13 protein-coding genes are annotated in these 13,419 nt (G+C 52.2%); 7 read left to right on the top strand and 6 right to left on the bottom strand.

Features of this window, described 5'->3' with window-relative positions:
* Nucleotides 1-187: 187 nt before the first annotated feature.
* Both QMN93_RS24730 and QMN93_RS24725 read right to left on the bottom strand, forming a co-directional pair.
* Complete coding sequence (locus QMN93_RS24730) at nucleotides 188-964, bottom strand: hypothetical protein (protein ID WP_193139131.1); 777 nt, start codon at nucleotides 962-964, stop codon at nucleotides 188-190.
* Nucleotides 965-979: 15 nt separating this feature from the next.
* On the bottom strand, nucleotides 980-1,693 hold the full coding sequence (locus QMN93_RS24725) for a hypothetical protein (RefSeq protein WP_193139129.1): 714 nt from the start codon (nucleotides 1,691-1,693) through the stop codon (nucleotides 980-982).
* A gap of 125 nt (nucleotides 1,694-1,818) precedes the next feature.
* On the opposite strand from QMN93_RS24725, the gene QMN93_RS24720 reads away from it, so the two are divergent.
* Nucleotides 1,819-3,117 carry a DUF3596 domain-containing protein gene (locus tag QMN93_RS24720; protein WP_193139971.1) on the top strand — a complete coding sequence of 433 codons (1,299 nt, stop codon included), beginning with the start codon at nucleotides 1,819-1,821 and terminating at the stop codon, nucleotides 3,115-3,117.
* 135 nt (nucleotides 3,118-3,252) lie between these two features.
* A complete protein-coding gene (gene uspE / locus QMN93_RS24715) occupies nucleotides 3,253-4,203 on the top strand; it encodes a universal stress protein UspE (RefSeq protein ID WP_023335478.1) in 951 nt (316 codons plus the stop codon).
* Nucleotides 4,204-4,323: 120 nt separating this feature from the next.
* Here uspE and pntB read toward each other — a convergent pair whose 3' ends face one another.
* Together pntB and pntA are read right to left on the bottom strand one after the other, a co-directional pair.
* Nucleotides 4,324-5,712, bottom strand: a complete 1,389-nt coding sequence (gene pntB, locus QMN93_RS24710; protein ID WP_024909329.1) for a Re/Si-specific NAD(P)(+) transhydrogenase subunit beta — start codon at nucleotides 5,710-5,712, stop codon at nucleotides 4,324-4,326.
* Between the two features lie 10 nt (nucleotides 5,713-5,722).
* Nucleotides 5,723-7,252 carry a Re/Si-specific NAD(P)(+) transhydrogenase subunit alpha gene (gene pntA, locus QMN93_RS24705; RefSeq protein ID WP_121931364.1) on the bottom strand — a complete coding sequence of 510 codons (1,530 nt, stop codon included), beginning with the start codon at nucleotides 7,250-7,252 and terminating at the stop codon, nucleotides 5,723-5,725.
* A gap of 535 nt (nucleotides 7,253-7,787) precedes the next feature.
* On the opposite strand from pntA, the gene ydgH reads away from it, so the two are divergent.
* The 3 genes from ydgH to folM all read left to right on the top strand — a co-directional run bounded on the left by ydgH (nucleotide 7,788) and on the right by folM (nucleotide 11,062).
* Nucleotides 7,788-8,732, top strand: a complete 945-nt coding sequence (ydgH, locus tag QMN93_RS24700) for a DUF1471 family protein YdgH (protein WP_033145347.1) — start codon at nucleotides 7,788-7,790, stop codon at nucleotides 8,730-8,732.
* Between the two features lie 185 nt (nucleotides 8,733-8,917).
* On the top strand, nucleotides 8,918-10,300 hold the full coding sequence (locus QMN93_RS24695; protein WP_193139127.1) for an amino acid permease: 1,383 nt from the start codon (nucleotides 8,918-8,920) through the stop codon (nucleotides 10,298-10,300).
* A gap of 39 nt (nucleotides 10,301-10,339) precedes the next feature.
* Nucleotides 10,340-11,062, top strand: a complete 723-nt coding sequence (gene folM / locus QMN93_RS24690; RefSeq protein ID WP_193139126.1) for a dihydromonapterin reductase — start codon at nucleotides 10,340-10,342, stop codon at nucleotides 11,060-11,062.
* Here the strand turns inward: folM and QMN93_RS24685 are convergent.
* Complete coding sequence (locus QMN93_RS24685; RefSeq protein WP_028017326.1) at nucleotides 11,059-11,394, bottom strand: GlpM family protein; 336 nt, start codon at nucleotides 11,392-11,394, stop codon at nucleotides 11,059-11,061. The genes folM and QMN93_RS24685 overlap by 4 nt on opposite strands.
* A 128-nt stretch (nucleotides 11,395-11,522) precedes the next feature.
* Here QMN93_RS24685 and rstA point away from each other — a divergent pair, with 128 nt between their 5' ends.
* Both rstA and QMN93_RS24675 read left to right on the top strand, forming a co-directional pair.
* On the top strand, nucleotides 11,523-12,239 hold the full coding sequence (gene rstA, locus QMN93_RS24680; RefSeq protein ID WP_021241154.1) for a two-component system response regulator RstA: 717 nt from the start codon (nucleotides 11,523-11,525) through the stop codon (nucleotides 12,237-12,239).
* Between the two features lie 252 nt (nucleotides 12,240-12,491).
* Complete coding sequence (locus tag QMN93_RS24675; RefSeq protein ID WP_182383421.1) at nucleotides 12,492-12,752, top strand: hypothetical protein; 261 nt, start codon at nucleotides 12,492-12,494, stop codon at nucleotides 12,750-12,752.
* A 459-nt stretch (nucleotides 12,753-13,211) separates the two neighbouring features.
* Here QMN93_RS24675 and QMN93_RS24670 read toward each other — a convergent pair.
* The coding region (locus QMN93_RS24670) for a hypothetical protein (RefSeq protein WP_323630739.1) at nucleotides 13,212-13,419 on the bottom strand (208 nt) is incomplete at its 5' end.

Here is a 13,419-nt window from a genome sequence, read left to right as displayed (position 1 = left end):
AATCGGCCCAGATCCGCGAAATTTTAATCAGCGAGTCAGCTTGGGAAGAAATGACCTGCTTATTCGCACCTTCCCTAAGTATGTCGAAGTTGTTTTTACGCACGTAAATAGCCCCAAAGATAGTGATTGCACAGACTCTACATCCAAACAAAAACACAAACAACACTTTGGGACCATTCTCTATTGCTTATGGCTTCCTTACGTTATAAAGGCCACGTGTAGAAACGTAGCATGTTGCCAAAGGCGTGTTAGCTGCGGCGGTGGTAGCACTTACACCACCAAAGAGAATGCTAACTGTCCTGTTTGTGTTCAACGTAACCCTGACATTATACATTCCTGTTTGTATTCCAGTGGCAACTGTCAATGTTGCGCCGCCGTTCATTCCAAGAGTTATTGTCCCGGCACCATTGTTTAATGTTAACCAAGCTGTAGTGGTGTTAAGCGTTTCGGTAAGAACAAGGAGGTTTTCGTTAACCGCGGCGCCAGCATTGACATAACAACTGAACGTTATTTCATCGCCTACCATTACAGGTCTGCTTTGAGTGTACCCGGATCCGTCAACGTATCCTGAACTTACATCCCGCCGGCTAAACAGAATAATACCGGGGAAGGACGAGCTGACTCCGCCTGATGCTGAATGGTTAAGAATATTTACCAACTGCAGCCCGGGAAGCAACTTACAAACCGGAGGGACATAAAATGCGTTCTCGTCGGTGCCGCCAGTCCTTAGCTGGTCTAAAGTGCCGCTAAGTCTTGGATCAGATAAAGAAATTGTACCCAATAATCGTTTTCCCACCACCGCCCCACTGGAAACCGCCAATTCCGATAACTGTATCATCAGTTGGGTTATCAAGGATAAACGGGTAATAGATTCCTGTTTGCGAGGCCACGGCATCCCATGAGAGCTGCTTAGTGAACAAGCTGTCGGCGTTTCTGAAATTCCTGCCAGATGTAATATTTTCACGATATGTGACGTTACTCAGACTACTGAGATCTCCAGGTTTCTTCCACACATTGCATATACGTCAGTGCCTGGGTGGACACCGTCAGGAACGATATCATACCCTCTAATATACCGCGTGGATTTAAAGGTGTAATAGTGGTTATCAACTAAATCAACCCCCATGCCCCTTGCGACAGTGCGCATAGCATCAACAAATGCTGGCAGACGCTTCGTCATAGTCTCAGTAATACCATCCAGAACAATGGTTATGTTTGGAGTTACCAGTATTAGAGTTTTTCCGTACTTCCTCACTATATTGACAAAAGTAACAAGGTCATTTTTATAATGAGAAACTGTTCTCAATAATGAGTTACAGTCGTTCTGAGCATGGTTGCAGTATATTACGCTTGCAGTCGTTACCTGCATCTTTGCTTCGAACGTGCTGCCACTGCCATCGGTACCGGCTAACATTGAGAAAAGCGCAGTTCCTCGTATCGCTTTGTTGGTGATGCTCGCCTTTCCAGTACCAAACAACAAGTCCATGGTACGTTGAAATACTGCAGGAGGGTTTACCGGGTTCTGTACTGTAGAGTTAAGCGAGGTGCTTCCCCACATCGTGCTGTCGCCATAGCATTCAATGGCGATAGTCCCACCGTCTGCTAATCCATTTTTATGTACTGATGCATTTTTGAAACTGGCATAGTCGTTCTGGGTGGTTTTTTCCTTTAAGGCTGTAATGCTTTGCTGCACCGTTTCGCCACTTTCCAATACAACCAGTGAAGCCCCCTTCCCAGGTGATGACGATGCCAGATCTTTACGCAGGACATCTGCTACATCAACCGGCTGCCATTTACCACCCCCTGTACCACCAGCTGATGCTGGGTAGAGCCAGAAGGAATATCGGCGTCGAGTTGCATAACGGAAAGATCCGCATTACTTTTCACTATCGCGGAGTACGTTGCCGTGAGGTCCTTCGCGGCTGGCTGGCGAACAACAGCAATATAAAGAAAGCTGGCAATCTGAGGGCAATGATTGTCAGTGAAATTCAGATGGGTACTTTCGATTACGCAACCCGCTTTCCTGAATCAAAGGCGTTGAGCAAGTTCGGTACCACAAAGCGTATAAGTACTTTTTCTGAACTTTGCGAGCTGTTTACTGAATCAAAGGCTCTGGTGGTATCTCACGCCACCATGCTCACGATCCGCTCAAGGGTAAACACCCTCATGCGCGTTGTTGTCGACATGACAGTCTTAACTGATATACAGAACGCATACATACTTTCATATCGTCGAGAACTGTTATTAGGTGAAGTGGTAAATCCCGGTTTACCGAATTTTAAGAAGCAGGGCCGATCACCAGCACGCGTAAATACTCTAAAGAGCGTTCTCAAAGAGATGCTCAGAATAGCTCACCGCAGCCAGTTCATAACTCATACCCCATACGAAGGCATATCTACTTTAAAGGTATCGAAACGAACGCCTGATCCTCTTACATTTGACGAATACCAGGCATTCATCGCTAACCTATCCAAACAGCACTCGCTTTTATGGATTGTGGCTATTCATACCGGTTTGAGGCACGGTGAACTCTGCGCTCTCGCATGGGAAGATGTTGACCTGTTAAATGGAGAGATTCATGTCTCACGGAATCTGACCCGGAAAGGCTTATTCGTACCACCTAAGACGGATGCCGGGATCAGGACAATTACCTTGCTCCAGCCAGCACTGGATGCACTGAAAATACAGTTCGAAATTACAGGCCATCTGCCGCAGCACGAGATCGTCTATCATCATCGTGAGCATGGTAAAACTGAAATGCAGGTTATCAGGCCAGTATTCGTTCCATCGAATCGATCAACAAGAAAAGTCGGTTACTACTCCAAGAATTCTATATCCTATGGGTGGAAGAATGGCTTACGTCGCGCTGGCGTTCGGAACCGTCATCCGTACCAGTCCAGACACACTTACGCTTGCTGGTCGCTTTCTGCCGGGGCAAATCCTTCTTTTATTGCAACTCAGATGGGCCATGAGGATTCAAGGATGGTTTATGAGGTTTACGCGAAGTGGATCGGTGATATGGACAAGGACCAGGTTGCCATCATAAACAAGAGAATTCTTGCCAACATGCCCCCGTTACGCCCCCAAGGCGATTTGAAATCAAAGAAAATGCTTTGATATCAGCATGCAACAACATTAAGTAATAAATTTTCATGAATTATTGATCTGGCAAAACCTCCCCTCTGTTTCATTCAGGATATATAGGTTACTCTTTTAATTACAGACTGTGGTGACAGTAGTAAGGAGACCTGTATGGCCAAGTATCAAAACATGCTGGTAGCTATCGATCCGAATCAGGACGATCAGCCGGCATTACGACGTGCTGTGTATTTACATCAACGGATTGGTGGCAAAATCAAAGCGTTTTTGCCGATCTATGACTTCTCGTATGAGATGACCACCCTTCTGTCGCCTGACGAGCGCACCGCTATGCGTCAGGGCGTCATCAGCCAGCGTACCGCGTGGATCCGTGAACAGGCGAAGTATTACCTGGAAGCGGGCGTGCCCATTGATATTAAAGTGGTCTGGCATAACCGACCTTTCGAAGCCATCATCCAGGAAATTGTCGCCGGTGGGCACGACCTGCTGCTGAAGATGGCGCACCAGCACGACAAGCTGGAATCCGTGATCTTCACTCCGACCGACTGGCACTTGCTGCGCAAATGCCCTTGCCCGGTCTGGATGGTGAAAGACCAGCCATGGCCTGAAGGCGGGAAAGCCGTTGTGGCGGTAAACCTCGCGAGCGAAGAGGATTACCACAATTCGCTGAACGAGAAGCTGGTGAAGGAGACCATCCAGCTTGCTGACCAGGTGAATCATACCGAAGTGCATCTGGTAGGCGCCTATCCGGTCACCCCGATTAACATTGCCATTGAGCTGCCTGAATTTGACCCGAGCGTGTACAACGACGCGATCCGCGGTCAGCATCTGCTGGCCATGAAAGCGCTGCGCCAGAAATTCAGCATCGATGAGAAAATGACCCACGTGGAAAAAGGCCTGCCTGAAGAGGTGATCCCGGACCTGGCGGAACACCTGCAGGCGGGGATTGTGGTGCTGGGCACCATTGGCCGAACCGGTATTTCTGCCGCCTTCCTCGGCAATACCGCAGAACAGGTGATTGACCATCTGCGCTGCGACCTGCTGGTCATTAAGCCGGATGAGTATCAGACGCCGGTTGAGCTGGACGATCCTGAAGACGATTAACGCCTGACGCTCGGCGGCGCAGGCTTGCCGGGCCTACAAAACCGTAGGCCGGGTAAGCGTCAGCGCCACCCGGCAATAAAAAAACCGCCGAATTCGGCGGTTTTTTCGTTTCAACGCAACTTACAGTGATTTCAGAATCGCATCCACGCTGGCTTTAGCATCGCCGAACAGCATGTGGGTGTTCTCTTTGAAGAACAGCGGGTTCTGAACCCCGGCATAGCCGGTATTCATGGAGCGTTTAAACACAATCACGTTCTGCGCCTTCCACACTTCCAGAACAGGCATACCGGCGATTGGGCTACCCGGGTCGTCCTGTGCAGCAGGGTTAACGGTATCGTTGGCGCCAATGACCAGCACGGTGTCGGTGTCGGCGAAATCATCGTTGATCTCATCCATTTCCAGCACGATGTCGTAAGGCACTTTCGCTTCCGCCAGCAGCACGTTCATATGGCCAGGCAGACGCCCTGCCACCGGGTGAATACCAAAGCGAACCTTGATGCCCCGCGCGCGCAGCTTCTCGGTGATTTCCGCAACCGGATACTGCGCCTGCGCCACCGCCATACCGTAGCCCGGAGTGATGATCACGGAATGCGAGTTTTTCAGCATGTCTGCGGTATCTTCAGCAGAAATTTCACGGTGCTCCCCCACTTCTTCATCCGCACTGGAAGAAGAGCCATCGGTCCCGAACCCACCGGCGATAACGCTGATGAACGAGCGGTTCATCGCCTTACACATGATGTAAGACAGGATCGCACCGGAAGAACCCACCAGCGCACCGGTGACGATCAGCAGGTCGTTGCTCAGCATAAAGCCTGCCGCCGCTGCCGCCCAACCCGAGTAGGAGTTCAGCATCGAGACAACCACCGGCATATCCGCACCGCCGATGGACGCCACAAGGTGCCAGCCGAACGCCAGCGCGATGATGGTCATCACCAGCAACGCCAGTACCTGCAGACCGACGCTTTCGGTACGCACGAAGACCACCAGCAGTACAAACGACACCACCAGCGCCGCCAGATTCAGCTTATGACGGTTTGGCAGCATCAGCGGTTTAGAGGAGATCTTCCCGCGCAGCTTGCCGAACGCCACAATAGAGCCGGTGAAGGTCACCGCACCGATGAAGATACCGAGGAACACTTCCGTCAGGTGGATGTTAACCAGAATCGGTTCCAGACCCGGTTCGTGATACAGGTAGCTATTGAAGCCCACCAGCACTGCAGCCAGACCCACGAAGCTGTGCAGAATGGCAACCAGCTCCGGCATCTCGGTCATTTCAACGCGTTTTGCCAGGCGAATACCAATCGCGCCGCCGATGATCATCGCTACCAGGATCCACGCCACGTTGCCGGTATCCGGCCCGAAGATGGTGGCAATCAGCGCAATCGCCATCCCGGCGATACCAAAGTTATTCCCCTGCTGAGACGTTTCGTGTTTGGAAAGCCCCGCCAGACTGAAAATAAACAGGATTGCAGCAACAATATATGCAGCTGTCACTAATCCTCCAGACATATGCTACCCCTTAGCCTTTACGAAACATTTTCAGCATGCGCTGAGTCACGGTGAAACCACCGAAAATATTGATACTGGCGATCAGCACCGCGATAAAGCTCAGGAAGCTGATCCAGCCGCCGTGACCAATCTGCAGTAACGCCCCCACCACGATGATCCCGGAGATGGCGTTGGTTACCGACATCAGCGGCGTATGCAGCGCATGGGAGACGTTCCACACCACGTAGTAGCCCACGACGCAGGAGAGCGCGAAGACGGTAAAGTGGCCGAGAAACTCTTTTGGCGCAACGTCAGCCAGCCAGCCGAACAGAATAATCACCAGCGCCATGATCGCGTATTTGCGCCATGGAGAAGCGGGTTTGGCGGGTTCTTTTGGCTCAGGTGCCGCTTTCGTTGCCGCCTGAGGCTGAGCAGAAACCTGAATAGGCGGCGCAGGCCAGGTAATTTCACCTTCACGGACCACCGTGACGCCGCGCACCACCACATCGTCGAAATCAACGGTGACGTTGCCGTCTTTCTCTTTGCAAAGCAGCTTCAGCAGGTTAACGAGGTTAGTGCCGTAGAGCTGAGAAGACTGCGTTGGCAGACGGCCCGGCAGATCGGTATAGCCGATCACCTTCACGCCGTTAGCGGTCGTGGTTACCTGATTTGGAACGGTATATTCACAGTTACCGCCGTTTTGGGCGGCCAGGTCGACAATCACGCTGCCCGGCTTCATGGAGTCAACCATCTCACGGGTAATCAGCTTCGGCGCCGGTTTACCCGGGATAAGCGCGGTGGTGACAATAATGTCGACATCTTTCGCCTGGGCGGCGAAGAGTTCCATTTCGGCTTTGATAAAGGCTTCGGACATCACCTTCGCGTAACCGTCGCCGCTGCCTGCTTCTTCCTTGAAGTCCAGCTCAAGGAATTCGGCGCCCATACTCTGGACCTGTTCCTTTACTTCAGGACGGGTGTCAAAGGCGCGTACGATAGCGCCCAGGCTGTTTGCCGCACCGATTGCGGCAAGGCCCGCCACGCCTGCGCCAATCACCATCACTTTCGCCGGAGGGACTTTACCCGCGGCGGTGATTTGACCGGTAAAGAAGCGACCAAACTCGTGGGCTGCTTCAACAATGGCGCGGTAGCCGGCAATGTTTGCCATGGAGCTTAAGGCATCCAGCGACTGCGCGCGCGAAATGCGCGGCACGGAGTCCATTGCCATCACGGTCACGCCGCGGGCCGCCAGCTTCTCCATCAGCTCCGGGTTTTGCGCAGGCCAGATGAAGCTCACCAGGGTCGTTCCCGGATTCAGCAGCGCAATCTCATTCTCTTCCGGTGCGTTGACCTTCAGAATCACCGGCGACTGCCAGACGTCAGCACCGTCGACCACTTCCGCGCCAGCCTGGATAAAGGCCTCGTCATCGAAACTCGCCAGTTTGCCCGCGCCGCTTTCAACCGCGACCGTAAAACCCAGTTTAAGCAGTTGCTCCACCGTTTTCGGTGTTGCCGCTACGCGGGTTTCATTGGCTAACCGTTCTTTTGGTACCCCAATACGCATAGTTTTCCCTTCCATCGGTTTTTGATGATGGTTTATCGATAAATGCCCGCGGTTTGTATCAATTTTCGCCATCGCGCGAGCGACGAGAGATGATTAACCCCGGAAAATAAAACAGTAACAAACTGTCTATAACCTACTGAAAATAGCGCCCGTGATCTACCGCCAGAAAACACTATTTCTTACTTTATCTGTGAAAAATAAGCGATCGGCGTCACTGACAGTGATATTTACCTTAAATTCACTGCCAGAACCGATAAATCGCGCAAGCGAAGCGGTAAAAACATGATATAGCGCCATAACAGAACAACTTGTTAACATTAAATTAACTTGTAAAAGTCATATGCTTTATCAGTTTTACTTGTCAAACGCGTGTTTTTTCAACATATCACTAAATGTTATCGAATTCGGTGATTCAGTAAGCACAGGCAGTGAAAAATGGCGCAGACAGCGACGGGTTTTAAATGCAATAATCGGGACCGTCTCAAATTAACAACAATACCAGTACATGGTTTGCGCAAGGCGAAGGATCATTTTTATGAAGCTTAAGAACACACTCCTGGCGTCCGCACTTCTTTCCGCGACCGCCCTGTCTGCGAATGCCGCAACAGAGTTAACGCCGGAGCAAGCGGCAGCGTTAAAACCTTTTGACCATACGGTCATTGTGGGTCGTTATAATTCTATTGGCGACGCCGTCGCCGCTGCATCAAAAGCCGCTGATAAAAACGGGGCGGCCTCGTTTTATGTCGTTGACCAGTCCGATTACGGTAACAGCGGTAACCTGCGCGTGACCATCGCGCTGTTCAAAGACAATGCGCCAAAAGCTGACGCACCGAAAAACCGCGTGATCAACGGTGTTGTTGAACTGCCGAAAGATCAGGCGATTGAGCTGGAACCTTACGACACCGTCACCGTTCAGGGCTTCTATCGCAGCCAGCCTGAAGTGAACGATGCCATCACCAAAGCCGCGAAAGAGAAAGGGGCCTACTCTTTCTTCATCGTGCGTCAGGTCGATGCTAACCAGGGTGGCAACCAGCGTATTACCGCGTTCATCTATAAAAAAGATGCGAAAAAACGTGTTCTGCAGAGCCCGGATGCTATCCCGGCGAATTCAGAAGCAGGTCGCGCGGCGATAGCGAAAGGCGGCGAAGCAGCGAAGAAAGTTGAAATTCCAGGCGTAGCAACGACGGCTGCCCCAAGCGCTGAAGTGGGACGTTTCTTCGAAACGCAGTCCACGAAAGGTGGCCGTTACTCCGTAACGCTGCCTGACGGTACCAAAATTGAAGAGCTGAACAACGCCACTGCAGCGCAGATGGTGCCGTTCGACAGCATCAAGTTTACCGGCAACTACGGCAACATGACGGAAGTCTCTTACCAGGTCGCGAAGCGTGCGGCGAAGAAAGGGGCGAAGTACTACCACATCACCCGCCAGTGGCAGGAACGTGGTAACAACGTGACCATCAGCGCCGATCTGTACAAGTAACAAAATCGTTGACGAAAGGCGGCGCAATGCCGCCTTTTTTTGTTACTTTTTTTGAATTTCTGCCTCACGTCATTGCATGCATTCGTTACACTCCGTAAAATCCCGCGCCTTAGTGTGATCCACCATTTTTATGCGCCTGAGCGAAATAATTATTCTGGATTTTGACCTTTCATAACAGGAAGCCAATGGAAAAGAAACTTGGCCTGAGTGCTCTGACTGCACTCGTTTTAAGCTCAATGCTGGGTGCAGGCGTATTCAGTTTGCCGCAAAATATGGCGGCCGTTGCCAGCCCTTCCGCGCTCATCATTGGCTGGGGCATTACGGGTGTCGGCATACTGCTGCTGGCCTTCGCGATGCTGCTGCTCACCCGCATTCGCTCGGATCTGGACGGCGGCATTTTCACCTATGCGCGTGAAGGTTTCGGCGAGCTGATTGGCTTCTGTTCCGCGTGGGGATACTGGCTATGTGCCGTTATCGCCAACGTCTCCTACCTGGTGATCGTCTTCTCAGCACTCAGTTTCTTTACCGATACGCCTGAGCTGCGCCTCTTTGGCGACGGAAATACCTGGCAGTCTATTGTGGGCGCCTCGGTGTTGCTGTGGTTCGTCCACTGGCTGGTGTTGCGTGGCGTACAAACGGCCGCCAGCATCAACCTGGTGGCGACGCTGGCGAAACTGGTTCCGCTCGGCCTGTTTATCGTTCTGGCCTTCATTGCGTTCCGTATGGACGTTTTCAAGCTTGATTTCAGCGGCGTTGCGCTGGGCGTGCCCGTCTGGGAGCAGGTGAAAAACACGATGCTGATTACCCTGTGGGTGTTCATCGGCGTTGAAGGCGCGGTCGTGGTTTCTGCCCGGGCCAGGAATAAACGCGATGTGGGCCGCGCCACGCTGCTGGCCGTACTGGCTGCGCTGGGGGTCTATCTGCTGGTCACGCTGCTGTCGCTGGGCGTGGTGGCGCGTCCTGAGCTGGCTGAAATGCGTAACCCGTCAATGGCGGGCCTGATGGTGAAAATGCTCGGCCCCTGGGGCGACGTGGTGATTGCCGCAGGGCTGATCGTCTCCGTCTGCGGCGCTTACCTGAGCTGGACCATCATGGCGGCTGAAGTGCCTTTCCTGGCCGCGACGCACAAGGCGTTTCCACGTCTGTTCGCCCGTCAAAACCAAAACAGCGCGCCGTCGGCCTCACTCTGGCTAACCAACATCAGCGTTCAGGTCTGTCTGGTGCTGATCTGGCTCACAGGTTCAGACTATAACACCCTGCTGACCATCGCCTCGGAGATGATTCTGGTACCCTATTTCCTAGTGGGTGCGTATCTGTTAAAAATTGCCACACGCCCGGCGCATTATGTCGTGGGTGTCGGAGCCTGTATTTACGGCCTGTGGTTGTTGTATGCTTCCGGGCCTGTGCATCTGCTGCTGTCGGTAGTGCTGTACGCACCGGGTCTGCTGGTGTTTATCTACGCCCGCCGCACGCATCAGCTGGAGAACGCGCTGAAGCGCCGTGAGATGGCATTAATTGGACTGTTACTGGTTGCTGCCCTACCGGCAACCTGGATGTTAATGGGATAGCATCGCCTTTCCCATTGTTGAACTGTAAAGGAGAATACGATGGGAAATGCACCGCTTCGCCCAATACTGATTACCGGTGGAGGCCGCCGTATCGGCCTCGCCCTCGCCCATCACTTTCTCAACCTTCGCCATCCGGTCATTGTCAGCTACCGTACGGAATACCCGTCGATTGAAGGGTTACGCAAAGCCGGGGCGGTCTGCATTCAGGCTGATTTTTCGACCGATGAAGGCATTCTGGCTTTCGCGGAAAAGGTAAACGCCACCACGACGGGACTGCGCGCCGTGATCCATAACGCCAGCGCATGGCGTGCCGAAAAACCCGGTACGTCACTCAGCGACACGCTCTCCGCCATGCTGCAGATCCACGTCAATGCGCCTTATCTGCTTAACCACGCTCTGCAGGATCTGCTGCGCGGCCATGGGCACGCGGCCGGCGATATTATTCACTTCACCGATTATGTAGTTGAGCGCGGCAGCGACAAGCACATCGCCTACGCGGCCAGTAAAGCCGCACTGGATAATATGACGCGCTCGTTCGCCCGCAAGCTCGCGCCCGAGGTGAAGGTAAACGCCATCGCCCCGGCGATGATTTTGTTTAACGAAAACGATGATGCGGAGTATCGCCAGCAGGCGCTGAATAAGTCGCTCATGAAAATCGCGCCGGGAGAGAAAGAGGTGATCGACCTTGTGGATTACCTGCTCACCAGCTGCTACGTGACGGGCAGAACCTTTGCCGTAGACGGCGGGCGCCCGCTGCGCTAGTGAAAGCGGCTCCAGAAGAAAATTAGCACCCAGGCGCTGAGTCCCCAGCAGACCACCGCCCCGCTCAGCGCCAGGGGAAGACGCAGAAAACCGGTGAAATACCACAGCGAAAGCAGGTAGAGAAAATACGGAATGATAGACCACATGCCAAACACGATGGTCGTGCGTAACGCTTCCGTACCCCGCTCAGAAGCCACAATATAGTGAGCAATTAGCGCAAAGGTCGGAAACAGCGGGATTAGCCCGGCAATGTAGTAGTTTTTCGTTTTTGCCAGAATGCCAATCAGTAACACCACCAGCGCGCCCAGTGCGGCTTTGATTACCAGCCCCATACTTTTCCCTATAACAATCAAATAACAATAAGAGCCAGAATAACGGAACCGGCGTTAATTTTGAAAGATTAATGGAAGGTTAAGGTTCCGCGGTGTATGTTGGCTTTTTTCACGAAAACAGACGCTGTATGAATAAGATTGTTTATGTTGAAGACGAACCCGAGGTCGGGCAACTGATCGCCGCCTATCTGGGTAAACATGATATGGACGTCATTGTTGAACCTCGCGGCGATCGTGCCGAAGAGGTGGTCGTCCGTGAAAACCCGGATCTGGTACTGCTGGATATTATGTTGCCAGGCAAAGACGGCATGACGCTCTGCCGTGACCTGCGCGCCCGGTGGGAGGGCCCTATCGTCCTGCTCACCTCACTGGACAGCGATATGAACCACATTTTGTCGCTGGAGATGGGCGCCAATGACTACATTCTGAAAACCACACCGCCTGCCGTCCTGCTTGCCCGCCTGCGCCTGCATTTGCGCCAGCACGCCAGCATCGAACGCGAAGCGCCCGCGCCGTCTCTGACGCCGCACAAAGCGATGCGCTTCGGTACGCTGTCTATTGACCCCATTAACCGCCAGGTGCTGCTCTCCGGCGAGCTTATCGCCCTCTCCACCGCAGACTTTGACCTGCTGTGGGAGCTGGCAACGCACGCCGGGCAAATCATGGACCGCGACGCGCTGCTGAAAAACCTGCGTGGCGTGAGCTATGACGGAATGGACCGCAGCGTTGACGTGGCGATTTCGCGTCTGCGCAAAAAGCTGCAGGATAACGCTACCGAGCCCTACCGCATTAAAACCGTGCGTAACAAGGGTTATCTGTTTGCCCCGCACGCCTGGGAAACCTGATTCCGTTATCTGGCTAGCATAACGTGCGCGAAATGAAGGCATTACACCGCGATGTCCTCCCTTTCGCGCGTTTATTTTTACGTTTGCGCAACAATTAACTTGCTAAGCACGCGAACTATCCCATAATTAAATCTTCAGCCATCCTTTCTACAGCCAGCACTGCCCCGGCGACATGCAGACTCTTTTTCACCGTGACGCTCTCACGATACCTCTCCCATAAAATCTTGAAATGAGGATTTAAGCCCATGAAATATGTATAGCTACAGTCAGGTAGAGGCCATCAAAACCAATCTTGAATGGATTGTTAATCAGGCTGCGCTTAGCCATTCCTCCCCCTCACGCGCCGATCAAAAAGCGCTCTTTGATCTCCTTGAGCTCATCCAGACTTACGAAATACTTCTGGATTTGATTAACGAATTCGGTACCGATGTGATTGATATGCACATTGCGGAAGGACTGGCCGTAACGGAAAGACTCATCGCCAAGGTAAAAAACAGCGCAATTGCCATGTAACGCGCTCCACAGACATGAAAATATCGACGGGTTTTCATGTATATTCTGCACAAAGCGTTTCTTCGGTGAGATCCAATGAAAAAGCTGTTTGTGCAGTTTTAGTGCGCAGAAAATTCGCAACTCATTGAAACATCTTTATTTTCAATGATCTCAGTGATTTACCCAAAAGCGCATAACGGACATCTACGGACATGCACGGTCTTTTTTGGGCCCCTATCGGTGTCCCTACTTTCAAAATGCCCCCAAATTTGCCCCCAAATTCTGATTCGATTAGCTGATTTGAGCACGCGTTTCCAGTTTTTAAACCTCCTGCTTTACTGCCCCCAACTCCCAACAGCATAATCACCGTGAATGAGTTGTATGACTTAATCGGCATGCACTATTTTTTTGATTACTGCTTGTTTGCATGGCATTACTTAACTCCCCTTATGACACTTGAGAAGGACTTCTATGAAACAATTATTCTCTCGCCTTCCGGAGGAATTCCTCCATACTCACCTCGGTAAATTCAGATTTGGATCCTTTGACGACATCCCAAAAGACGATGAACTGAATCGCCACGGATAATCTAGACACTTCCGAGCCGTTGATGGACTGACCCCGCCCCGGTAGACGATCCTGCCCTATAGTTTGAGCATAGGAGGAGCGTATGGGCACACCACGATTT

It is taken from the genome of Enterobacter sp. R-1.6.2 (assembly GCF_035064085.1).
Taxonomy (GTDB): Bacteria; Pseudomonadota; Gammaproteobacteria; order Enterobacterales; family Enterobacteriaceae; genus Enterobacter; species Enterobacter asburiae_B.
Note: the sequence above shows the minus strand (reverse complement) of the source record. Positions and strands in the feature narration are given on the sequence as shown.